Raw genomic sequence first — 22,361 nt, 5'->3', positions numbered from 1 at the left:
GGCGCCACGGTTCTTTGTCGGCCGGCACCCGGCCGCCTATCCTTGGGTTGAGGCGGAAGGTGGGAGGAGCCGTCTCAGTTGCCTTCCAGATAAGCGTTCCAGAAATAGGGCCATGGCGCCGGCGTCACGCCTTTCAGCTTGGGGGCCTGGGCGGCCAAGGCGTTGAAGTCGCCGACCTTGAACGCTGGAACCTCGTCGTAGATCGCCTTCTGGACATCTGCGAACAGCGCGACGCGCTTGGCCGGATCGGCTTCGGCGTTGAACGTCTCAAGCACCTGGTGCTTGCGATCCGAAACCCACCAACCCGGAGAGGAGTCCGACATTATGCCGGTCAGCGACGGCTCGGGCAGGAACGGACTGTGGCTAATGTAGATGTCCCACAGCGCCGGGTCGGTGCGGTTCTTTGTCAGCGTCGCCCATTCGACCACGTCGAGCTGGACCTGGAAGCCGGCGGCTTTCAGATACTCGGCCGCGACCTGCGCCAGCTTGTAGTGGAACTCGTATTGGCGGCTGGTGAGGATGCGCAAAGGCTTGCCGTCATAGCCGGCTTCCTTCAGCAGCGCCGCAGCCGCCTCAGTGTCGCCATCGGGCTTGTAGGGCTCGGTGCCGGCGTCCGTGTGCCAGGCAAAGCCTTCGGGATACATGTCGCCGTCGGCTGCGAAGAACTCCTTCGATCCGAATGCGGCGAGCAGCATGTCGTTCGGCGCCAGCGCTGCTTGTATCGCCTTGCGGATGCGAATGTCGGAATTCAGCCCCTGCTTGGTATTGAGGACGAATACCGGCCAACCGAACGGCTTCAAGATGACCGGCTGGGTCTTGCCACCCGAGATCTTGTCAAAGGACTCGACCGGCAGCGAGTCAACATAGGCGAACTGGCCGGAGACAGCGCCTTCGACGCGCGTGTTCGCATCGGGAACCGGCACGAAACGGATTTCGTCGAGATACTGTTTTCTGGCGCCACCATAGCCGTTGGGTTCGCCGTCGCGCGACTTGTAGCCGTCGAACCGGGCAAGCTGGATGTACTGGTCCGGCTTGCGTTCCTTCAACATATAGGGGCCGGTACCGACGAAGCTGGTCAGCGGCTCCTGTCCCACGTTTTCGGACGGGATGATGATTGCGGCCGCATTGTTGAGTGAGAGCAGCGACAGAAGTGGCGCGAACGGCTTTTTCAGGGTGAGCTTGACGGTGTGGTCGTCAACGGCGTCGACCGTGGCGATGACTTCGGCTGCCTGCTTGCCGCGCGTGGCAATCTTCATCCAACGCTGCAGCGAAGCGACCACGTCGGCCGAATTCATATCGCTGCCGTCGTGGAACTTAACGCCGGTTCTGAGCGCGATGGTGTAGGTACGGCCATCCGGTGAAATCTGTGGCATTTCGGCGGCCAACAGCGGCGTGATGCCCCAGTCCTTGTCGAAGGTATAGAGCGTCTCGTAGATGTGCTGCGTGACAATGCCAACCAGATCGGCGGTCGAGGCCATCGGATCCAGTGTCGGCGGCTCCCCAATGGTCGCCACATCAATCACTCCACCTCTAGCGGGCTCGGCCCAGGCAGCGCCTGTCGCCGGCAGCATAAGCGCGGCGAGTGAAGCGACGATTTGCAAGAAACGCTTCATCTTGGTTCCCTTCGCTCTGTTCCATAGTAATGGAATTTATATCCTAGTTACGGACGAAGTAAACGCATCCGAATATGATGTCGTCAAGCTTTTTTCGCCCAGAGGACGTCGCGCGGCTGGAGTCGCTGATGATCCTCGTGCGCCAAGGCGTGGCCTTGCCACAGGCCTGCATCACGCGATCGCCCAGGCGCCTAGGCCGCGTGGTGGGATATCGGTGGCGGCGCGCTGAACCTGCTGTCTGCCGCCAGCGCACTGCTAAGCAGTCCTGAGCTCGCGCGATCGAACTCAGGTCCATGGAACACCGCCTCACCCGACGACGACTTTACGACCGCGCTGATCCTCGCCGGTTGGTCGCCTGGCAAGTAGCAGGCGACATGGCCACGTCAGTCCATACGATCAAGCTGGCATCAGCGGCTTGACGCGATCGACAATGGCGGCGACCGCTTCCTTCGGGCTCTTGCGACCGAGGACGGCGAGCTGAACCTCCTCGAGAAATGTCGACTGAGCGCGAGCGGCTTCGGGAAAAGCCGGGAAGGCCGGTCGCGCCTTGGCGAGCGCGGCAGCCTCGACCTTCGCCTGCGGCAACGACCCGGCGAACGACGGCTCGGCATAGGTCGAGGTGCGGACGGGGCCATTGCCGTTGCGCGCCATGTCGAGTGTGGCCGCCTTGCTCGCTACGAAACGGATGTAGCTCCAGGAGAGCTTCTTGTCCGTCGAATTGGCGGGAATGGCCATCGCCCAGGATTCGACGACCGGATGCATTTCGTGACCGCTGCCGAGGGTTTTGGAGCCGGGGAACTCGATCGCCTTGATCTTTCCCGGTGCGGTCGACTGTTCCTTGTTGTTGAGCTGCGCGTAGCGGGCGAAAGGCAGCACCGCGAAGGCAGCGCGCCCCTGCTGCGTCCACGTCACCATGTCGTCGTTGCGCGTTGTGGCATAGCTGCGGGGGAGCGCGCCGGCCTTGAAGAGGTCGGCAAGCACGGACAGGCCTTTTTCCATCGCCTCCGGATCGGGGACCACCTGGAACTGCTTGTCGATGAAATCGCCGCCGAAAGCGCGGGCGAACATGACCGGGAAGACAGCGAGGTCACTCGCAAGGATTATGCCGACGACGGGCGTGCCGGACTTGGAGGTGAAGGTCAGCTTCTTCGCCTGCTCGACCAGTTCCTCCAATGTGTTCGGTGGCGACGAAATGCCGGCCTCCTGAAGCAGCTCCTCGTTGTAGAAAAGCCCCTGCGTGGCATGGCGCACGGGGATGCCGACGAGCTTGCCGCCGACGGTCATCGATTGGCGCAGGCCCTCGGCGATATCGTCGAAATCCTCGATCGGCTCGGCTTTCTTGAGGTGGTCGAGCGGCTCGAAGAGCGAGGCGATCTGCGACGTCATGCGGTTGTCGATGATATAGCCGACGTTGAAGTCGGTCTCGCTCAGGCTCGCCTCCCGGAATAGCCGGTCCTGGAGCGGATTGCTGTCGAGCGTGGTCCAGGAGATCTGGGCGTTGTTCCTGTCCTCCCAGGGCCTGATGACATCGCCGGCGGCACCGGTCGTCAGGTTGGCTTGGTGGACGCGATGGCAAAGCACGTTCAGCGTCTTTGCCTGGGCATGGGCCAACCGACCCAAGGCGCCCGTCGCGCCGGCGGCCATCGCGGTCGTCAGCAGGGCCCTGCGTGTCATGTGCAAAGGCATTGTCTTCCTCCCTTTCTCGGTGACGTCGTCACCCCTTGGTCGCGCCGGCGGTCAATCCGGCGACGAGAAACCGGTTCATCAGGACCACGAAGACGAGAACCGGCAGCAATTGGACGGTAGAGGCAGCAAAGAGCACGCCCCAGTCGACGCCATCGATCGAACTGATCATCTCCGAAAGGACCAGAGGCGCGGTCTTGGCGTGGTTGGCGGTGAAGATATAGGCGAACAGAAACTCGTTCCACGCGAAGACGACGACGAAGACGGCGACGGCGAGCATGCCGGGCGCTACGAGCGGCAAGATGATCTTCACAAGGATCGTCAGCGGCCGCGCGCCATCGAGGACAGCCGCCTCGTCGAGTTCGCGCGGTACCTGATCGATGAACGTGCGCATCAAGAGCGTGCCGAGCGAAACAAAGAACGTCGCGTAGAGCAGGATCAGCACCAGATGGGTGTCGTTGAGCCCGAGCCGATTGACGACCGGGAACAGTGGCAGCGTCACGACGATCGGCGGGATCAGCCGCGATCCGATCAGAAACATCACCGATCCTTCCAGGAAACGGACGCCCCGATAGCGTGAGTAGGCAAAACCGGCGAGCAGACTTGCCATGACGGCAAGCGCCGTCGCCCCGGTGCTGATGACCAGGCTGTTGACGAGCCCGTCGAAAAAGGCCGGCCAGCGCTGCCACAGCGAGGCGTAGTGCTCGAAGGTCGGTTCGAAGAAGAGCTCCGGTGGAACCGCGAAAATCTCGCGACCGGGTTTGAACGACGAGAGCACGATGAAGCCGATCGGAAACAGTGACCAGACGACGATTGCCGCAACAGCGAGCATCTTTCCGGCACCGATGGCGAGACGCCTAGAACGCATTGGCCACGGATTCCTTGCGCAGCCGCCATACATAGCCAGTCGCAAGCAGCAGCGAGATGACGACCATCATCCACGCCGTCGCGGCCGCCGTGCCGAACGAGTTGTAGCGGAAGCCTTCCTGATAAAGATAAACGGAAACGACCTCGGTCGTGCGTGCCGGGCCGCCCTGGGTCAGGAGCCAGACCTCGGAAAAGAGGCGGAAGGCGAAGATGTAGCGGAAGAGCAGCGCGATGAGCATCGCTGGCGCCAGGAGCGGCAGCGTGATGTTGCGGAAGAGCTGGAACGCATTGGCCCCGTCGGTGCGCCCAGCCTCGTAGAGCTCCTTCGGAACCGCGAGTCGTGCCGCATAGAGGATGATGAATGTGAATGGCAGGTGCAGCCAGATCGTGAGCAGGCCGACGAGGACGAGGCCGTGAGAAGGGATGAACGTCCAGTCGAGCGTCGGCAGACCGGTGTATCGCAGCATCAGCGTGATTGGGCCGACGTCCGGATCGAACAGGAAGCGCCACATTGCGACCGCCGTCACCTCGCTGATGGCGTAGGGAGCGAGCACCACGACGAGCATGACGCGCTGGAGGGGAAGCCCGGAAGCGAAAAGCAGGGCCAGCCCAAGGCCGAGCAGCAGTTCGATGTGAACCGCCACGGCGACGACGAGGACGGTGTTCCAGACCGAACGCCAAAAATAGGGATCGGTGAGGACGCGGATGTAGTTATCGAACCCAACGAAGGTTGCCGATTGGCCGAATGACGAGGCTTCGAAACTCAGCCACAGGACGAAGATGGCGGGGAGCACGATGATCCCAAGCACCAGGAGGTGCACGGGCGTCGCATAGAGGTAGGCAGGCGAAAACGCGAAGCGCCGCCTCTTGGTCTCGCCAGCCGCTTCCGCCGTCCCCTCCCCCCTGTGGCCGACGGATGCCTCGGAATCAAATGCCATTGCTCCTCCCTGAGCGGTTGCGCGTCAGCCGTCCCTGGCGGCAAGTGGAACGGTGCCCTCCACCGTTGTTCTGTACATCACCCGGCGATATCCGGGATAATCGTTGATGGCGGTGTGCAGGACATGGGGATTGTTCCACATACCGAGCGTCTTCGGTTCCCAACGCAGCCTGCAGTTGAACTCGGGCCGGACAGCCCGTGCCATCAGGAAGTCGATCATCGGCTTGCTTTCTTCCTCCGTCATCCCCTTGAAATTGGTCATCACGCTGCTGACGAAGACATAGCGCCGGCCAGTCTCGGGGTGGCGACAGATCACAGGATGCTCGACGACGGCATTCTCGATCGCCTCGACATCGGCCTTGACGCCGAGCCGGCTGTGGGCCGCGTTGATGGCGAAGACCCCGCGGCCGCTATGGACGCCCGTCAGGCCTTGCAGGATCTCGACCAGCCGCGGCGAAAGCGAGTCATATGCCTTCTCGAGGCTGGAGAAGCAGGTGTCGCCGCCAACCGGCGGCACCTCCTCACCGTAGAGGATCGTAATGCCCGGCGGCTTCGGTAGCCAGGCGAGGTCCATGTGCCAGTCCTCGCCGATCACCTTGCCCGTGTCGTCCGGCTCGCGCACGAAGCGCACGATATCGTTAAAGCCGTCGATCGGCGTGTGCACCGGATTGCCGCTAAATGGTCCGAACCGGCGGGCGACCTTGTGGACGCCGGCGGCGTCAAGCTCCTGATCGCGCACGGCGAGCGCATGATACTTGTAGAGCGCGCGGCGAACGTCCTGGAAGGCATCCTCGCTCGCGCTCGCCAGATCGATCCCACGAATTTCTGCACCGAGCGCTCCAGTGAAGGGGCTGACCTCGAACCGAGTGAATGCGTCATCGCGCAGCACGTGATCCTCCCTAATACGCGCCTCGTCGCCATCATGGGCTGACTTACCTGCAAGTAAGTAACTTGAAAGCCAAAGGCTGTCAACTCACCCTCGCTTTGATCCACTGGATGTCTAGCCTCGACCCGAGCCCTTCCCCGCATCATGCCAAGCGGCGCGGATGATCGCGGCGAGCGCTGCGAAGGTCCTGGCGACCTCGTCGAAGCTTCCGGTGTCCTGCGTCATTGGTGGACAGGACAGAAGGGTAATGCGCAGCATGTGCACGAGCTCGTCGCTGAGTGTGTGGGAGGAAAGCTCTCCGTCCTTCACCGCCTGGTCTACCGCATGACGCAGGCTCTGATCATAGACCCGGTTGACGCGCTCCAGGGCACGTTCCGCTGGTTCGCCGAGAACCGGGAGGTCGTGGCGAAGGCGCGAAAGCGGGCTCCACATATTGCGGGCTCCCTTCTCAGCATTGAAACGTTCGTAGAAACGGCGCAGATCCTCGAGCTGCATATCGAGACGGTCGAAGAACCGGATATCGGGGGTCGTCCAGAAGCGCTTGATGCGGGCCTCGGCGTTGGCGGCGAAGTCTGCGATCAATTCCTCCATCAGCTGACGCTTGTTGCCGAAGTGATGATGGATGTTGGCGCGCGTCGTGCCGATTGCCGTCGCTATATCGCCGAAGCTGAAACCATCGTGGCCGCGCAGGACATAGAACTCGGCCGCGACCTCTTTGATTCTGGTCCGCGTAGAGTGCGCCTCGTCACCGGGAGATCCTGAAGTGTTGGCTCTCATATGCCTTCCGAAATTCATGCCGCTCGCTGCCGCGACGATCACTATGCCGGAACGAGCCGCAACCGCCCACCGACCGGCACCAGACGCGATCAGCGTTGCTATCACAAATTGCCATGCGATGTACCCGTCGTACTAGAGTCTCTTTCTACGCACTGGCGGAACTAATTTGCGCCAGGTGCAGACATTCGCGGTGGGGCGGGTGAGTAGATACGGGAACGCGTATATCGACCTTCAACCTGGTTCGCGCCCTTGACTGATATTACCGGTCAAAAGGGCAATGACCTTGCTGGGGACACGCCACAAACTCAGGCAGTGGATAGCGGCTGCGCATCGGCTGCGCCGATCACTTCTCTCATCGTCACGATGGTGCGAAACGCCTTCACGTTCGAATCGGCGTGGAAGACTTCCCGCGTGAAGACATCGTACGCCTCCATCCCTGGCAATTGCAGGAGGAGCACGAAATCGGTTTCACCGGTGACATACCAAGCCTGACGAACCTCCGAGCGCCCGCGAAGCTTGCCGATGAAGGCGTCCAACTCGACAGCGCTCTCCCGTTCCAGGGAAACGAGCACATGGATGGTTAGCGGCAGGCCCACGGCCCCCGGGCGAACGACGGCAATGTCTGCTGCGATCACGCCATCCTTCCGCAGCCGGCGCAGGCGGCGCAGAACCGCGCTCTGGGAAAGCCCGACCTGCTCGGCGAGACGCCGCGCCGGGATCTGGTTGTCGCGCTGAACCAGCGACAGCAGCACATAGTCGAAGCGATCGAGGACGGCAGTTTTCGTCATGAGGACAGGCATGTATGACGAAATCAGGCAGGCGAGCAACGATAATAGGCGCGAACCGGCGTGGTTTCCGGGATAGAACTTCGCCTCATGGCCATAGACACACAGCCGGGCCTTGACCCTGATCAGATCGCGGCGCTGTTACAGCGCCTGTCGCCATTTTATGCACCGACACCGTTGCTCGACCTGCCAAACCTCGCTGCGAGCCTGGATGTGGCCCAGGTGCTTGCCAAGAACGAGGGACACCGTGCCCTGGGCAGCTTCAAGTCCCTCGGCGGCACTTATGCTGGTCTGTGTGCTCTGGCCCGGGCTACCGGGATGGATATCGACGAATTGCTCGATCCAGAGCGGGCCAGGACGCCGTTGCCGGCGTTAATCACGGCCAGCGCCGGCAATCACGGACTTGCCGTTGCCGCGGCGGCGAAGTTTGCCGGTGGGACGGCAAAAATATACCTCCACACGGGCGTTCCTGCGGCGCGGGTCAGGCGTATCGAATCACAAGGCGCCGAAATCGTGTGGGTCGACGGCACCTACGACGATGCCGTCGATCGGGCCTCCGCGGCGGCCCGGGCCGGAGAAGGCATTCTGGTGGCCGACACCTCTAGCGACCCGGACGACCTAGCTGTAGCAGATGTCGTCGCTGGCTATGGCGTGCTTGCTGCGGAAATTCGTCGCCAGGTCAACGAGATCGGCCATCTGAGGCCAACCCACCTCTTCGTGCAGGCCGGTGTCGGCGGACTTGCCGCCGCCCTGACGACTGGGCTGAAGGACTGGTTGATGCCTCCAGCCATGATCGTCGTAGTAGAACCAGAGGCCGCAGCCTGCGTCGCGGCCGGGCTGTCGCAAGCACGGTCCGTGCGGATATCCGGCGATCTCAAGACGTCGGCAGACATGCTCGCCTGTGGCGAAGCAGCCGCATCGGCGCTCGACGTACTCCGCCAAGGCAACGCTCGGGTCATAACCGTGTCCGAAGCGGCGCTTGCCGACGCGAAGAGCCGACTTCGCGAGGCAAACGGTCCAGGCACAACCCCGTCGGGTGCGGCCGGCCTCGCCGGCCTCGCCACCGCCGTCGCGACTTCCGGCCCGTCGCGGGAGCTTGCGCTCGACGAATCGAGCCGGGTGCTGATCATCGTGACCGAGGCCGAACTGGAGAAGGACGCATGACGATGGCGCCAAACCCCGGACCATTGAACAAAAGAGCGGCTGGGCCGCGGACTGCTCGAGATGCCCACGCTTCAGACTCAACGCAGAACGGGTCCATGAAGCTCATCTACCAGACCCACTCCCCCTACGCGCGCAAGGTTCTGGTCTTTGCCCACGAGGCCGGGCTTGCCGGACGTCTGCGCGTCATTCATCACGAGACGAGCCCCATCAATCGCAACGATGATGTGTTTGCGATCAATCCGCTTGGCAAGGTGCCCGCTCTCGTTCTCGACGACGGCTATGCGATCTTCGATTCGAGCGTAATCTGCAGCTATCTCGACAATCTCGAAAGCAGTCCTCGGCTCATCCCCGAAACAGGGCGAGCAAAATGGTCCGCCTTGCGCCTCCAGGCGCTCGCCGGCGGCATGTGCGACGCAGGCATTTCCATCCGCTGGGAAAACGAGCGCCGCCCTGAACATCTGCGTTATCCTGCCTTGGGCGCAGGCATGACGATGAAGCTCATCGAATCCTATAACTTCGTGGAACGCGAGGTCGAATTCGACGCACCGCTCCATGTCGGCCACATCGCGCTCGCCACTTGTCTAAGCTGGCTGGAATTCCGGGGACTGCCCGACTTCTTGCAGGGAAGGCCACGACTGACACGATGGTATAGATCCTTCGTGGAACGCCCTTCAATGCGTGCCACACCCTACGACGGCGACACGCGTGATTGATATCGATCGCTAGGCTTTCGAAATCCAGTATGTGTCGGTCACCAGCCAAGCGTTCTCGAGGCCATTTGCTGGTCGGCCTGGATGATATTGCGCGAGACGGGTGACCTTGCCTCGGGCAGCCTTGAGGGCGGCCATCAAGGCCTTTTCTTCGTCACTGCGCCTAGCTCCGCTGCAGGGGTAAAACCCGCATGGCACAAGTGACCGTACGGGAAACGTATCGCCGACCCTTTCCAGAAGCATCATGAAACCTCGTCGGTCCTCACCTGTGAACGGCAGTGCCATCCGGCCAGCGTCGGACAAATTTGAAAGCCACCGTTCCGGCACGTGCGTCACGCCGGCAAAAGCGACCACGACATCGAGGTTTGGCAGATCAACTGCCTGCGTTGCATCACCTGATATCACTTCTACATGGGCACAATGAGCAAGATTGCTTTGCGCACGCCGAGCCAGTTCTTCGTCGATCTCATATGCAATCACGCGTCCTTCAGAACCCGTTAGTTCAGCGAGGATGGCGGTGAAATAGCCGACACCGGCGCCCACCTGAAGGACAGTCTGGCCGGGAGTGATGTTCAGATGGTCGAAAACCAATGCCCAAAGCGACGGCAAGCCGCTGTTCAGTCCGCGTTTTTCGTCAAGCAAGACCAGAACGTCGTGGTAAATCTCATGAAGTGCGGCTGAAGGGCTGGTATGGACCGCCCCGATTTGCAATCTCGAATGGATACGCCAAGGCCCGTTGCCAAGGTAGTGTTCGCGCGGAACCTTTGCGAAGGCCTCGATGACCGCAGGGTTGTGCAAGACAGGTGATGAGACACGCAGATCTTCGGCAAACCACCGGCGCGCTTCACTAGCATCGATTCTTGTCGGCATGGAATATCGGCTCCGGATCGCACGTACTCAATCATGCTCTCAGAAAACCGAACGACGGCAAAGGGGCGCTATCCCCGCATTGAAGGGCAATGCCCGCTATCCCTTTGCCATAGAGCGCAGCTTTGCCGAGTGCCCTGCCCTCTTTGCCTGTGGACCCGCCCGTTTCGGCGCCTGGCGTCTGACCGAATTTGGCGCACGGGTGCCCGGAACGACGCCAGGACATCAACTCGCGCGGCGGATTGATACTCATTCTCGTGACATAGGGGGATTTTATAGCAAAGCGCGGACACCGGCGGCAACCTCGGCCAAGTCGTCATTGAGCTGGTGGTTGCGGCCGTCGAGCCGATGCAGGAGCGCGCTGGGTATCGCTGCTGATAGAGATCAATATGCGCAAAAGCGCAAGTTCGTCCCTGCTGCCGTGATGGCTTTTTCGTGGGCGAGAACCATCAAAATTTCTGGCATTGTTCCGAAGGCCGACCGCGAGGCTGTAAGGCGTGGCGATATGGAAGACACGCAACGCTCCGCCCGACGATCACATCCTCCGGCTGGCCAGCAGCCTTGTGAGCCAGTTCGGATCCATTTCCGGCACGGAGGATAAAAGCCGCTCGGTATAGGGGCCGTGCGGCGGCGTGAGAATTTCGCTCTTTAATGCCCGCTCAACGACTTTACCTTGGTGCACCCCAATTTCGTCGGCGATCGCCCGCACGGTGGCAATGTCATCGGTGATGAAAATGCAGCTCATGCCGAGTTCGCGCTGAAGCCGCATTAAGAGCTTGAGGATTTCCTCTTGCACAATCTGGTCGAGCGCGGACGTGATTTCGTCGCAGATGATGAGTTCCGGATCGGCGGCCAACGCCCGGGCGATGCAAACGCGCTGCTTCTGACCCCCCCGACAGTTCGGCCGGCAGACGATCCAGGTAAGTTTCGCTCATCTCGACCATGTGCATGCGTTCGCCGATCCCCCGATCCCACAACCAAGCCGTACTACTGCGCGGCAAGGTGATTGGCGGTTCGGAGCCTGTTGCCGGACCTTAACCCGGAGACTTAACCGCCCTTGTACACCCTAAGTTAAACGCAGTTTACCAAACAGACGAGGACAGTAGGCAAACCCGCCCCTAGGGTAAGAGGTCGTTCTGTCGATTTATCCGGGAGATACTATTGTCAGTCGTGTGGAAACAGAAGCAAACTTGCGATTCTCCATGCAGACACTATTGCAGTTCATGTGCTCTCATTCCATAGGGGGACGTTGTCGAAGAATGAGTGGGGGAACAACAATTTTCTCGGTGTTACCGCAAAAATCTATAAACCCCATTCGGTGATATGCCGGCAGGAGGACGACAACAGTGAGATATTCATTGTAAAATCGGGCTGGGGCATACTTTATCAGGCACTGCCGGACGGAGAGCGGCAGATCATAGACACTCCCCTCAAAGGGGATGTCGTCGGTTTCCGTGGCTTGGACGGACCCCGTCTTGCGTCGCTGGCGTCCATAACCGAACTAGCTGTTTATGAAATTTCCAGTAAGGAACTGGTCGAGGCCATCCTGTCGGACGGCCGAATCGGGAAGAAGATCGCCTGTTCGCTGGCGCGCCTGAACGCCATCCTTGCCGAACATCTGACAAATACCGGGCGACGGAACGCGATGAGGCGTACCGCCCATTTCCTGCTGGAGTTGGAAGAGAGGCTCTCCATGGTTGAGCTGTCGGTTGATGGAAGATATGAGTGTCCTCTTGCCCAGCATGAACTGGCCGACATCCTCGGAATGACCACGGTTCACGTCAACCGAACGTTAAGGGAGCTGCGCAAGGCCGATCTCGTCTCTTTCAAGTCAGGCCATGTAGAGGTGATCAACCGCAAGAAGCTGGTCGAAACAGCCGGATTCGACAGCGAGTATCTCAGGTAGCGGCTATATCTCTTTGAACGCCAGCGCATGGACACCAAAATGAAGACGGTCGTTCCGTCGCCGGAACAGTTCGAGACGACATTTACGGAGGGCTGGTCGTGCGCGGGACGCCTGACGTCTCGACGACAGCGGTATGCGGCTCGAGGCGGTCGACGGTTGGGCTGAGCGGAACGCAACCCAGCTCGTGCCGAGCAAAGCAAAGTGTGCGAAGGGAGATCATCATGACCCGACGGCAACACTTGTGAATCGGCGTGCAAAATTCGACGCCGATTTTGCACGCCGATTCACAGGCCGAAGCCTCCCAGACCGAGGACCGGGCGGTATGGGCTGCGAGAGGCTTGGCGGCGAAACACGCTGGCGTCATTGCCGTGGTCGCGCGATGCTAACCCTGCATTAGGCGAATACGGCGAGCCGACGACATTGTTCGTCAGCCGCGACGTGCCTGATATGGAATGAGCTTCCTTCGGAGACAAGAGCTACGGCGGCAGTAGCTTTCCCTCCTCTTTGGCGGCCTCAAGGAACGCTCTGCGAACCACATCGGGCTTCACCTGATCGATCATTGCATCCATGCAGAGTTGCACCGCGCTATGCCACTTAGGGCCGCGCTTGCTCCACTTCAGGAGCTGCTCAGCGGCCCTTCGACGTTGCTGCATTGGTAGATGACGCCGGGACGGCCGGTCTTTACGGGAATCGACGGTGAAAACCAATGGAGCGACATTTGTACATAAGCCTTATCTAAACTAAGAGTTCCGTCAGCCACGCCCCGGTTCGAGCCAAGGATCGGAAAACCGGCTATGGCCCAGCCCCGCGCAGCCCCTTCTGGCTGGCCATATCGGGGTAGGGACGCAGCGTAGACATCTATTTTAGGATGCATTGCCAACTCAGAGATGATCATTGCGGTGATGCGAGCCGCTTGGCTAAAGCCGTCGTGGCAACGCTGATGCAGCGGGGCCGGTGATGACGGTTGTAGTCTCGCGTCTCGGCCGCGGTGCGTTTCTCAGAGCCCCTTAGAGACTGCCCCAGCCATAGACCGTTGCGGCCGGGTCAGACGGCCTCGCGGTTGAGATGAACTGCAATTGAATTGCGCTCCACCAAGCGGGCCGCAAGGACACGGTGCTCGAAAGGTAACGTGGCCTCCGCCAACCTCTTCAAGAGAAGCTCCGCTGCCGCCGCTCCAATCAAATGTGCCGGCTGCGCGATGGCTGTGATACCCTGGGTCACGAACTGCATCCAGTCGAGATCGTCGAAGCAGAGCAGCGAAACGTCTCCTGGAATCGCAAGCTTCAATGCGGAAATGGCCTCCAGAACCCCTGTCGACATCACACCATCGGCCGTAAACAGAGCGGACGGTGCATTGCGCATTGTCAGCAGATCGAGCGCCTCCTTGCGGGCTGCCTCGCTAGAATAGACCGCCACGCGACGGATCAACTGCGGATCCGGCGTAATGCCCGCGGCGCGATGGGCTTCGAGATAACCCAATAGTCTCTGCCAGCTTGGATGATGGTAGCGAAGATCAGCGCTGGAGAGATCAACGTTTGCCACAAACGAGCCAACATCGTCGCGTTGGCCCGGCCCGAGTTCCGCCAATATTCCGATGCGGCTGTGTCCGGCCGCTATCATCGCCGCGATGCTGCTATGCGTTACAGAAACGTTGTCGACCACGACTGAATCGGTTTCCAGGCCCGCCACCATGCGGTCGAACTGCACGACGGGACAGCGAGCCGCGACTGCTTCACGAAGATGATCCGGCTCGTCCACGAAGGTCGATGAGACAATTAAACCGTCGACCTGCTTTTCCAGCAGCAGTTGCACCGCCTCTTGCTCGAGTTCGGCATTTTCATCACTGTTCGTAACGATAACCCCGAAGCCGCCACGGCGCGCGACATCCCCTATTCCGCGCAGCACGCTGGCGTAGAATGGGCTTTCGATGTCGCCAACCACAACGCCGATAGTCTGCGTTTTACCGGTGATCAGACCTTTGGCAAGGCGATTGGGGCGGTAGCCCAGCTCAGCTGCTGCGGCCCGCACCTTCTCCTGAACCTCGGGGCTGCTGTAGCCGTAGTCACCAAGAACACGCCCGGCCGTGGCGGAACTCACCCCGGCCCGGCGAGCGACCTCTATGATAGTTGCGTTTTTGGGTAATCTTTGAGTCACTCGGCAAACCTACCGCCCATGCGCGCGTTGTGCCGGCGACCTAGCGGCAGTTAAGCCCGCCCCGCAAGGCCGAACACCGGAACAGCCGCCGTTGCGCACACCATTGCAATCACAGCACCTCGGACAAAAAGCGCCCAAGACGCGGGCTTTGCGGGTTATCAAATAGGTCCTCTGGTCGGCCTGCCTCGACAATTCGCCCCTCGTCCATGAATACGACCTGGTTCGCGACCTTGCGGGCGAAATTCATCTCGTGTGTTACGACCACCATCGTCATCCCGCCCCGACCGAGATCGGCCATCAAGTTCAGGACGCCTTTGACCAATTCCGGATCGAGCGCGCTGGTGACTTCGTCGAACAGCATAATCTCGGGTTCGAGGGCCAGGGCGCGCGCGATGGCCACCCGCTGCTGTTGCCCGCCCGAGAGATTGGCCGGCCGATGGTCCTTACGCTCCAGCAGTCCGACTTCATTCAGCCTCGCCAAGGCCGCGCCCTCAGCCTCCTCGCGCGACATGCGTTTAACTTTGCGAAGCGCCAAGGTGATGTTGGCGAGCGCGCTGCGGTCGGGGAACAGATTGAACTGCTGGAAAACCATGCCGACGCGCCGCCGGAGTTGGTCAGGGGTCTGTTTGTAGATGCTTTCGCCATCGAGCAGAATGTCACCGGCTCGACACTCTACGAGGCGGTTGAGGCAACGCAGCAAGGTCGACTTGCCCGAGCCGGATGGACCGATGAGGCAGGTGACGGTCCCCGGCTCCACTTTCAGACTGACGTCATGGAGGACCTGGACGGCGCCATAGGCCATGTCGATATTCTTGACCTCAATACCGCCACCCTTGAAGCGTGTGGGCTCTGCTGCAGGCAACGTCGCTGTGCCCGGCACGCCCGCTTCGGCAAGCTCGGCGACTTCCTTGAGGCCACTTTGCACAGCGGTGATACGTTTGCCGACGCGCATGCGCGCGTCGATGTAATTGACGAGGTGGGTTAGCGGCACCGTGATCACGAGATAGAACACGCCGGCCAGCAACAGCGGCGACAAGTTGCCGGTCAGCACGGCTTGGTCCTGGCCGACGCGGAACAGTTCGCGTTCGGAGGCGAGCAGACCAAGGAAATAGACCAGGCTGGAGTCCTTTACGTTGCCGATGAACTGGTTGACCAGTGCGGGCAGGACGCGGCGGATGCCTTGCGGGATCACCACCAAGCGCATGCCTTGGCCATAGGTCATGCCGAGAGTGCGGGTGGCGTCGATCTGACCACGCTCGACGCTCTGAATGCCGGCGCGGAAAATCTCCCCGATATAGGCGCCGGCGATCAGGCTGAGCGCCAGAATGCCCAGCGGATAAGGCGATGGACCGAACAGATCTCGGCCCAATCGCGCGAAGCCTTGGCCAATGATTAGGATTGTGACGATGGCAGGAAGCCCGCGGAAGATATCGGTGTAGACTCGGGCAAGGAGTTTCAGCGGCCGGTTCTCGGAAATCCCCATCACGGCGAGTACGATACCGATCAGCGTCCCGAAAAACGTCGAGGCAAGGGCCAGGATCAGGGTGTTCTTGAGGCCGACCATCACCATGTTCGGCAGAACTTCTGCCATCGCCTGGAAATCAAGAAAGCTGCGGGCGAAGTTGTCGAACCAGCTCATATCAAGTCCATCTATAACTCGGCCGGGCACCGTTGCTCACGGGCCCGGCCGGAAACGCTAACGAATACGCGCGAATTTACTTCTTTGGCAGATATTGATCCGGCATCGGGGTACCCGGGAACCATTTCTCGTGAAGCCGTTTCCAGGTGCCATCGTCCATGGCCTCTCGCAATGCCTTGTTGAGCGCTTCTCGGAAGGCGTCGTTGCCCTTCTTGACCACGAAACCGGCTGGCGCATCGAAGGACGGCACGTTCATTGTTATCTTCAGGTTCTTATAGCGCTCCACATACTGCTTGGCCGACTCATAGTCAGTGAAATGCCCATCGATCGTCCCGTTGTTCAGCGCCGCCACGGCAGTGTTGTTGTCCGGGAATTTGACGATGTCGCCCTTCAGATTCTTCTCGGCATAGATTTCCTGCAACGTCCCCTGGATCACGCCAATGCGCTTTCCGGCGGTGCTCTCATTGCTCGTCAGAGCCGGATCAGGCGAAATGATCGACAGGTAGCCAGCGAGATAGCCGTCGCCAAAATCCACGGTCTTCTTGCGCTCCGCGGTCGTGCCAATGGCGGCGACAGCGACGTCGAAGCGACCGTTGGCGACAGAGGGCAGCAGGGCCGAGAATTCCTGACCGGTGAAAACGACCTGCTCCTCCTTGAACCCGAGCCGGCGCGCTACGTCGCGGAAGAGTTCAGCGTCGAAACCGGTGAAGTTGCCGTTGGCGTCGGTGAAGACATAGGGTTTCGCATCGCCCATGGTTCCGACGCTGATCACCGTCGGGTCGATGAGGTTGTAGGGGTTGTCGGCCGCTTTTGCCTGCGTTGATGCGGCCAACGTGCCAAGTCCTGTCACCAGCGCGATCGTCAGCGCCAGACCGGATTTCACAAATTGGCGCCTGCTCGAATTCGTTTGCATGTCTTCTCCTCTTACGATTGGCCGAAGTCGGCCTGCGGTCCCACTCGACGACCCATCCATCAAAACGCTCTTTCATGGCGTTGGTTAGATGAATGAGAACGTTATCACTTTGACTAGCATTGTCCATTTCTCGCGTCAATTGCTCAGTTGAATTCCCCAACTAGACGGTTCTCTCGTCTTGAATGCGCCGAGCTCCGCGGAGGACCTCCGGCGTGATCTTTCCTAGATCAATTGCTGCCGCATAGCCGATCGCCCCGTAGTACCGGCAGGTAGCAGCCGCCGCCTCCGCGGCTTGGCTAAGAATGTCCTGAGGCGCCTCTTTCTTAAGCAGGCCGAATAGCGTTCTTGCGATGAAGGTGTCGCCCGCGCCCAGGGTGTCGACGGGTTCGACCAACCGCGCCGGGGTTCGGTAAGAGACGGTGTCGCCGTGAAGCACCGCGCCGGCCCGACCGCGAGTCACAAGAACCCACCTTGAACCAAATGCGAGCAATTCGGCTGCGATTGCGGCCAATTCCTTGTCGTCGAGACCGTCACCCGAGACACAAGCCAGATAGCAATAGGGCCCAATCTCGCGTCGGTGTCCCGGTTCCCGGCGGGTGGAAAAATCATAAGACAACAGTGACTTACTTGATACAGCGGCAACCCACGGGTCCAAACCGCTGGACTGGCCGATGTGGACGGCCTGAAAACCCGAGAGAAAATCCAGATCTTCTTGCGTCGGCGTGAACACCGAAACTCCGAGATCGAAGTCCAGGAAAATCCGATCGGCGTTGCGGTGACCTATGAGGCAGTAGGCGGTCGGCCCTTCAAGGCGCCGCAATCGGGTGATGTCCACGCGGTCGGACTTGAGTGCGGCGTGGATCAAGTCCCCTGCCCGGTCTTTGCCGATCGCCCCAACATAGGCCGACTGCCCGCCGAAGCGGCTGACATACACCGAGACATTGAGGCAATTTCCGCCAGGATACATCTCGCCGCGAGCGAGATAACAATCGACCACGTTGTCGCCCATCGCGGCAATCTTGACCATCGCAGGACTTTCAGTTTAAAGGGTGTGATAACGTTCGCACAATGGCCCGCCATTGTCAATTGTGCGCCGGCCCAAGCTCTGTCAACGAGAAGAGGAACCTAATGATTTTCGCCCTCCCCGCCGACGTTGAACGCGCCCTGGCCGCTACGGCGGGCAGGCAGTTTTCGCATCTATTCCTCGTGGCGTGCGGCGGCTCGCTCTCGATCATGATGGCAGGCAAATACTTTGTCGACCGTCACAGCGGCACATTCGCCTGCGATATCTACAACGCGGATGAGTTCGTCTGCCGAGATCCGCGACGGTTGGGACCTGACGCGCTCGTTGTCCTTTGCTCGCAGACAGGCACCACCCAGGAGACCGTGCGAGCGGCCAATCATGCAAAGGATCAAGGCGCGACGACAATCGGCATGACGCTCGACCAGATATCGCCCCTCGCGCAGGCGGTCGACCACGCAGTCGCCTACCAGGCCTCCTACACGACGGGCAAACCGATCGATGCAGCCCGCAGCAACTACGGCGTGCTCTACATGTTGCTCGCCGGCCTAATCGATGCTCGGGAGGATGCCGGGCTGACCGCCGATCTGCTGATGAGCCTGAGCCATCTTCAGCCGGCGATCGAACGTGCGCACCGGACCTATGCCGACCGGTTTAAGGCCTTCGTACCCCGTTTCGCGCCGCGCAAAGCGATCTACACACTGGCCAGCGGTGCAAGCTACGGTGCGGCGTATTCCTACGCCATCTGCGTGTTGATGGAGATGCAGTGGTACGACTCGCAAGCCATACACGCCAACGAGTTCTTTCACGGCCCGTTCGAGGTGGTGGACCGGGATACTTGCTTCGTGGTCTTGATGGGTTTGGACGAGACGAGGCACCTTACGGAACGCGCTCGCGATTTCCTTTTCAAGCACGGCAGCCGGGAAAACATCCTGGTGCTCGATGGAGCGGAACTCGACCTCAGCGGTATGTCCGAACACATCAAACCCTATCTCGTGCCCTTGGTCTTCTTCGACACTCTATGGCGTTTTGCCTATACGCTGGCTGGTCTGCGCGGCCAGCCGATGCTCGAGGGCCGGCGCTACATGAAGAAGCTCACGGACTACTAGTTCCGCCGCGCTCTGCAGCCATCCAACAACTCCCAGCCCGGCTTCTGCGTAGAAGGATTTTTCTATGACTGCATCCCCAAAACCGCGCCAAGTCGTCGTCATCGGCGCTGGCATCTTCGGCATCTCTTCCGCGCTGCACCTCGCTCGTCTTGGCTTTGATGTAACCATTGTCAACGACGGCGCGCCGGCCAACGGTGCATCCGGCCGTTCACTTTCCTGGCTGAACTCAGCGCGACGTGCTGACACTGCTTACCACCGCTTGAGGCTTGCGGGCATCGACCGTTATCGGACCCTGGCGGCCACAAGGCCGGAAACGGCGTCGTGGCTTCGCTTTGACGGCGGCCTCACCTGGGATGCGGATGATGGGACGAACCAGATCGCCTCCATCTGCCAGCTGGAGCAGGATATTGGTTATGACGCGCTTCTGCTCGGCCCTGCCGAAGTCGGCGCAGTGACGCCCGGTGTCAACGCCAGCGCAATCACCCCGCAGGGTGCCATCTTCAATCCTGGCGAAGGATGGGTTGACCTGCCCTGCCTGATCGATCTGCTGCTCAATGAGTTCCGCTCCCGCGGCGGCAAGCTCGTCCAGAACGCCGGACGCGTGCGGATAGATGCCACAGGTGGTCGCGCGCGTGGCGTCGTCACTGCCGACGGTGTGCCGTTAAAGGCGGATGCAGTGGTCCTTGCCGTTGGGCCAGCGACGCCTGCCATGCTTGCGGAGATCGGAGTTCGTGTCCCCGACGCCACGCCGATTTCACTCCTCTTGAAAACCAAGCCGATCAAGACCGAGCTCCGTGCCGTGCTGAATACGCCGCGCGTGGCGGTGCGCCCGACGCCGGATGGCGAACTTGTTTTGGATTCGGCGTGGTCGGAGGAAGAAGTCGTGGTCAACTCTGATGGAACTTACACCGTGCACGACAAGACCGTCAAAGGACTGCTCGACGAGGCTAGTGCGGTGCTCGAGGGCAATCGGCGGCTCCAACTCGCTACCTATGCAGTTGGCCCGAAGCCCATCCCGGGCGACGGCGAGCCAGTGCTTGGCTCCGTCGAGACCGTCGCCGGGCTTCACGTCGCCTTTAGCCACAGCGGCGCCACGCTTGGATTGATCGTCGGCGAATTGCTTGCCAAAGAAATCGCCTCAGGCAATCCGCATCCCATGCTTGCAACGTTTCGCGCTAGTCGATTCAGCTGAAAGGGCAATTGCGGCAAGGCCGAACTGTCCAAGCGCGGACGCTCAAGGGAGAAGATGAATGCCCCGCAAACTATGGCCAGATAGCCGCTCGCGATCCACTGGAGTGCGCTGAGCGCGACAAGTTGCGCAAGCCTCAATTCAAAGCCAAGAAGATCGAAAGGCAGACTGCACCGAAGAGCCCGGCGGTCTACCTTGTGGGAATTAGGTGCAGTGCAGACTTCCCGCCCTTCACGGGCGCCGCTGACAGCTTGCGGTCAAAGCTGGCAAGTTGGCCGCCTCGCGCCTTGGCGAGCGCGAGAAGGTACGTATCCGTGACCTGTGCCGAAGTCAGGATTTTCGCTGCATCGATGTCGCCGGAGCCAACCAGGCTCACATCGTCGGGCCAGAAGCTGTGCCCGTGCAGAGCCCGCAACTTGGTAACGATTTGCGCAACGATGGCGGGCGAGCCGGGAGAATTAGGATATCTTTGGTTCCCGACGATGCGCAGGACGCCGTTTTCGGTGATCGGACAAGTAGCCCATGCCGCGTTGCCCGTCTCTTCGAACCAGCCATGCGCGTCGCCATAGGCGACGTGACCAGGATCGATCAGTGCGATCAGCACATTGACACCGAGCAGGAAGGTCAAGGCAGTTCGTTTCGCAAGGCGTTGACCGTCTCAAGCGTGACAGGAGGTGCATGCGGCCGAGGCGACAGAAGAGGAATCCCGTTGCGCTCGCCGCCAGCTTGAGGCCGGCGCAGCGAGCGCCGGGCGAGATCGCTAATGACCTCGCCGAGGCTACGACCCTGCTGCCGGGCCATGGCCCTGGCCGCGACCAGGACGTCGTCATCAATCCCCTGCGGCCCTGGCGAAGCACCACCGCGCGATCGGCGAGTTCGACGACGTGTTCCATGTTGTGAGTGATCAGGATGACGGCATTGCCCTGGTCGCGGAGCGCAGCAACCAGATTGAGCACCTGCCGTGATTCACGCAGGCCGAGTGCGGCGGTCGGCTCATCCAGAATGACAACCTTGCGGGCGAATACGGTCGAGCGGGCCACGGCAATGGCTTGTCTTTGTCCACCCGACATCATGGCGACGACGGCATCCAGCCGCGGCAACGTGACCTTGAGATTCACCAACAGAGCGCGGGTCTCGGCGTCCATTCGGCGCTGCTGCAGAAATCGCAGGCCGCGCGGAAGCCATTGCGGGCCAGCCAGCTCGCGGCCGGCAAAGAAGTTCTGTCCCGGTGTCAGATTGTCGAACAGCGCCAGGTCCTGATAGACGGTCTCGATGCCGGCGAAGCGCGCATCCGCAGGGGAGCGTATCTGCGTTGGCGCACCATCCAAAAAGATCGCGCCGGCATCGAGTTGGTGCACCCCGCTGATGCATTTGGTTAGCGTCGATTTACCCGCGCCATTGTCGCCGAGCAGGCCGACGATCTCGCCTCGCCGCACCTCGATGCTGACATCGTCCAGAGCCAGAACCGAACCGAAACGCTTGGTCGCACCGCGTACCGCCAGCACGGGATTGTCCGCGGTGACCGCATGATCGACGTTGGCCGCAGCAGCGCTCATGACTGCCTCCCGGCTTGCATGACACGCACACGCCCTTCGAGGTAATTGCGCAGCACGTCGGACTCGACCGCTATGACGATGACCACGCCGATGACGATGAGCTGGAAAAAGACGTTGACGTTGAGCAGGTTGAGCGCGTTGCGGATAACGCCGATCATGATGGCGCCGATCAAGGCATGGCCGAGGTGGCCGCGACCACCAAGAAAGCTGGCGCCGCCAATGATCACCGCCGCGATCGTATCCAGTTCCAGCAGATTGCCGAAGAGCGGCGAACCGGCGTCGGTGCGGCCGGCAAGGATGACTGAACCGATGCCGGCGCACAGCCCTGAGATGACATAGACGGAAACCAGGACCCAGGACACGGGAATACCCATGCGCAACGCAGCGTCGGGCCGGCCGCCAACCGCATAAATCCAGCGCCCCCAGACCATGGTTTTAGCCATGACGAAAAGCACCGCGGCAACGCCGGCAACAACGAAAACCGATCCAGGCAGACCCCAGACCGCGTCGCGGCCAAGCGCATCGATCGAATCCGGCATGCCAGGGATGGCGCGGCCATCGGCCAGTTGCAGCGCAACCCCTTGG

Annotated in this window: 22 protein-coding genes and 1 pseudogene; 5 read left to right on the top strand and 18 right to left on the bottom strand. The window is 60.8% G+C overall.

Annotated features, from left to right (window positions below; genetic code table 11):
- Positions 1-74: 74 nt before the first annotated feature.
- The 7 genes from NKH37_RS08270 to NKH37_RS08240 all read right to left on the bottom strand — a co-directional run bounded on the left by NKH37_RS08270 (position 75) and on the right by NKH37_RS08240 (position 7,551).
- On the bottom strand, positions 75-1,613 hold the full coding sequence (locus NKH37_RS08270; protein ID WP_353005102.1) for an ABC transporter substrate-binding protein: 1,539 nt from the start codon (positions 1,611-1,613) through the stop codon (positions 75-77).
- A 396-nt stretch (positions 1,614-2,009) separates the two neighbouring features.
- A complete protein-coding gene (locus NKH37_RS08265) occupies positions 2,010-3,299 on the bottom strand; it encodes an ABC transporter substrate-binding protein (RefSeq protein ID WP_353005101.1) in 1,290 nt (429 codons plus the stop codon).
- A 28-nt stretch (positions 3,300-3,327) separates the two neighbouring features.
- Positions 3,328-4,164, bottom strand: a complete 837-nt coding sequence (locus tag NKH37_RS08260; RefSeq protein ID WP_353005099.1) for a carbohydrate ABC transporter permease — start codon at positions 4,162-4,164, stop codon at positions 3,328-3,330.
- The gene (locus NKH37_RS08255) at positions 4,154-5,101 is read right to left on the bottom strand and encodes a carbohydrate ABC transporter permease (RefSeq protein WP_353005098.1); all 948 of its coding nucleotides are present in this window, start codon (positions 5,099-5,101) and stop codon (positions 4,154-4,156) included. Before NKH37_RS08255 ends, NKH37_RS08260 begins: the two co-directional genes overlap by 11 nt.
- Positions 5,102-5,125: 24 nt before the next feature.
- On the bottom strand, positions 5,126-5,989 hold the full coding sequence (locus NKH37_RS08250) for a TauD/TfdA dioxygenase family protein (RefSeq protein WP_023718497.1): 864 nt from the start codon (positions 5,987-5,989) through the stop codon (positions 5,126-5,128).
- Positions 5,990-6,100: 111 nt separating this feature from the next.
- Positions 6,101-6,763: a TetR/AcrR family transcriptional regulator gene (locus tag NKH37_RS08245; protein WP_353005096.1), complete on the bottom strand. Its 663-nt coding sequence runs from the start codon at positions 6,761-6,763 to the stop codon at positions 6,101-6,103.
- A gap of 305 nt (positions 6,764-7,068) precedes the next feature.
- Positions 7,069-7,551: an Lrp/AsnC family transcriptional regulator gene (locus NKH37_RS08240; RefSeq protein WP_023718499.1), complete on the bottom strand. Its 483-nt coding sequence runs from the start codon at positions 7,549-7,551 to the stop codon at positions 7,069-7,071.
- A gap of 87 nt (positions 7,552-7,638) precedes the next feature.
- Here NKH37_RS08240 and NKH37_RS08235 point away from each other — a divergent pair, with 87 nt between their 5' ends.
- Together NKH37_RS08235 and NKH37_RS08230 are read left to right on the top strand one after the other, a co-directional pair.
- Positions 7,639-8,712, top strand: a complete 1,074-nt coding sequence (locus tag NKH37_RS08235) for a pyridoxal-phosphate dependent enzyme (protein ID WP_031193821.1) — start codon at positions 7,639-7,641, stop codon at positions 8,710-8,712.
- A 95-nt stretch (positions 8,713-8,807) separates the two neighbouring features.
- Positions 8,808-9,425: a glutathione S-transferase family protein gene (locus NKH37_RS08230; RefSeq protein WP_023718501.1), complete on the top strand. Its 618-nt coding sequence runs from the start codon at positions 8,808-8,810 to the stop codon at positions 9,423-9,425.
- A 9-nt stretch (positions 9,426-9,434) separates the two neighbouring features.
- On the opposite strand, the gene NKH37_RS08225 is transcribed toward NKH37_RS08230, so the two are convergent.
- Complete coding sequence (locus tag NKH37_RS08225; RefSeq protein WP_352588817.1) at positions 9,435-10,292, bottom strand: protein-L-isoaspartate O-methyltransferase family protein; 858 nt, start codon at positions 10,290-10,292, stop codon at positions 9,435-9,437.
- A 532-nt stretch (positions 10,293-10,824) separates the two neighbouring features.
- A complete protein-coding gene (locus NKH37_RS08220) occupies positions 10,825-11,145 on the bottom strand; it encodes an ABC transporter ATP-binding protein (protein WP_353005095.1) in 321 nt (106 codons plus the stop codon).
- Positions 11,146-11,538: 393 nt separating this feature from the next.
- Between NKH37_RS08220 and NKH37_RS08215 the strand changes: the two genes are divergently transcribed.
- A complete protein-coding gene (locus NKH37_RS08215) occupies positions 11,539-12,195 on the top strand; it encodes a Crp/Fnr family transcriptional regulator (RefSeq protein WP_352483670.1) in 657 nt (218 codons plus the stop codon).
- Between the two features lie 476 nt (positions 12,196-12,671).
- Here the strand turns inward: NKH37_RS08215 and NKH37_RS08210 are convergent, their stop codons facing one another.
- The 5 genes from NKH37_RS08210 to NKH37_RS08190 form a co-directional block, all read right to left on the bottom strand.
- Entirely contained in the window at positions 12,672-12,848 is a 177-nt protein-coding gene (locus NKH37_RS08210) for a DUF982 domain-containing protein (protein ID WP_023718504.1), read from the bottom strand.
- 391 nt (positions 12,849-13,239) lie between these two features.
- Positions 13,240-14,349, bottom strand: a complete 1,110-nt coding sequence (locus NKH37_RS08205) for a LacI family DNA-binding transcriptional regulator (RefSeq protein WP_023718505.1) — start codon at positions 14,347-14,349, stop codon at positions 13,240-13,242.
- Positions 14,350-14,458: 109 nt separating this feature from the next.
- Entirely contained in the window at positions 14,459-15,988 is a 1,530-nt protein-coding gene (locus NKH37_RS08200; RefSeq protein ID WP_023718506.1) for an amino acid ABC transporter permease/ATP-binding protein, read from the bottom strand.
- Between the two features lie 76 nt (positions 15,989-16,064).
- A complete protein-coding gene (locus NKH37_RS08195; RefSeq protein WP_352483671.1) occupies positions 16,065-16,901 on the bottom strand; it encodes an ABC transporter substrate-binding protein in 837 nt (278 codons plus the stop codon).
- A gap of 160 nt (positions 16,902-17,061) precedes the next feature.
- Complete coding sequence (locus tag NKH37_RS08190; protein ID WP_023718508.1) at positions 17,062-17,928, bottom strand: PfkB family carbohydrate kinase; 867 nt, start codon at positions 17,926-17,928, stop codon at positions 17,062-17,064.
- Positions 17,929-18,029: 101 nt separating this feature from the next.
- Here NKH37_RS08190 and NKH37_RS08185 point away from each other — a divergent pair, with 101 nt between their 5' ends.
- Complete coding sequence (locus tag NKH37_RS08185; protein WP_023718509.1) at positions 18,030-19,031, top strand: SIS domain-containing protein; 1,002 nt, start codon at positions 18,030-18,032, stop codon at positions 19,029-19,031.
- A 64-nt stretch (positions 19,032-19,095) separates the two neighbouring features.
- A complete protein-coding gene (locus tag NKH37_RS08180; RefSeq protein ID WP_352483672.1) occupies positions 19,096-20,223 on the top strand; it encodes an NAD(P)/FAD-dependent oxidoreductase in 1,128 nt (375 codons plus the stop codon).
- Positions 20,224-20,410: 187 nt separating this feature from the next.
- On the opposite strand, the gene NKH37_RS08175 is transcribed toward NKH37_RS08180, so the two are convergent.
- From NKH37_RS08175 to NKH37_RS08160, 4 genes and pseudogenes are all read right to left on the bottom strand, one after another.
- Positions 20,411-20,848, bottom strand: coding sequence for a TA system VapC family ribonuclease toxin (locus NKH37_RS08175; protein WP_023718511.1), 438 nt, complete (start codon positions 20,846-20,848; stop codon positions 20,411-20,413).
- The gene (locus tag NKH37_RS08170) at positions 20,845-21,021 is read right to left on the bottom strand and encodes a CopG family transcriptional regulator (RefSeq protein ID WP_353040922.1); all 177 of its coding nucleotides are present in this window, start codon (positions 21,019-21,021) and stop codon (positions 20,845-20,847) included. Before NKH37_RS08170 ends, NKH37_RS08175 begins: the two co-directional genes overlap by 4 nt.
- A gap of 194 nt (positions 21,022-21,215) precedes the next feature.
- Positions 21,216-21,776, bottom strand: a pseudogene (locus NKH37_RS08165) (ATP-binding cassette domain-containing protein); the annotation flags it as partial.
- Positions 21,773-22,315: an ABC transporter permease gene (locus NKH37_RS08160; protein WP_353040920.1), complete on the bottom strand. Its 543-nt coding sequence runs from the start codon at positions 22,313-22,315 to the stop codon at positions 21,773-21,775. The pseudogene NKH37_RS08165 and the gene NKH37_RS08160, both read right to left, overlap by 4 nt.
- Positions 22,316-22,361 lie beyond the last annotated feature (46 nt).

This window comes from Mesorhizobium sp. M1217, assembly GCF_040318275.1.
Lineage (GTDB): Bacteria > Pseudomonadota > Alphaproteobacteria > Rhizobiales > Rhizobiaceae > Mesorhizobium.
This window is presented reverse-complemented; position numbering and strand designations above follow the sequence as displayed.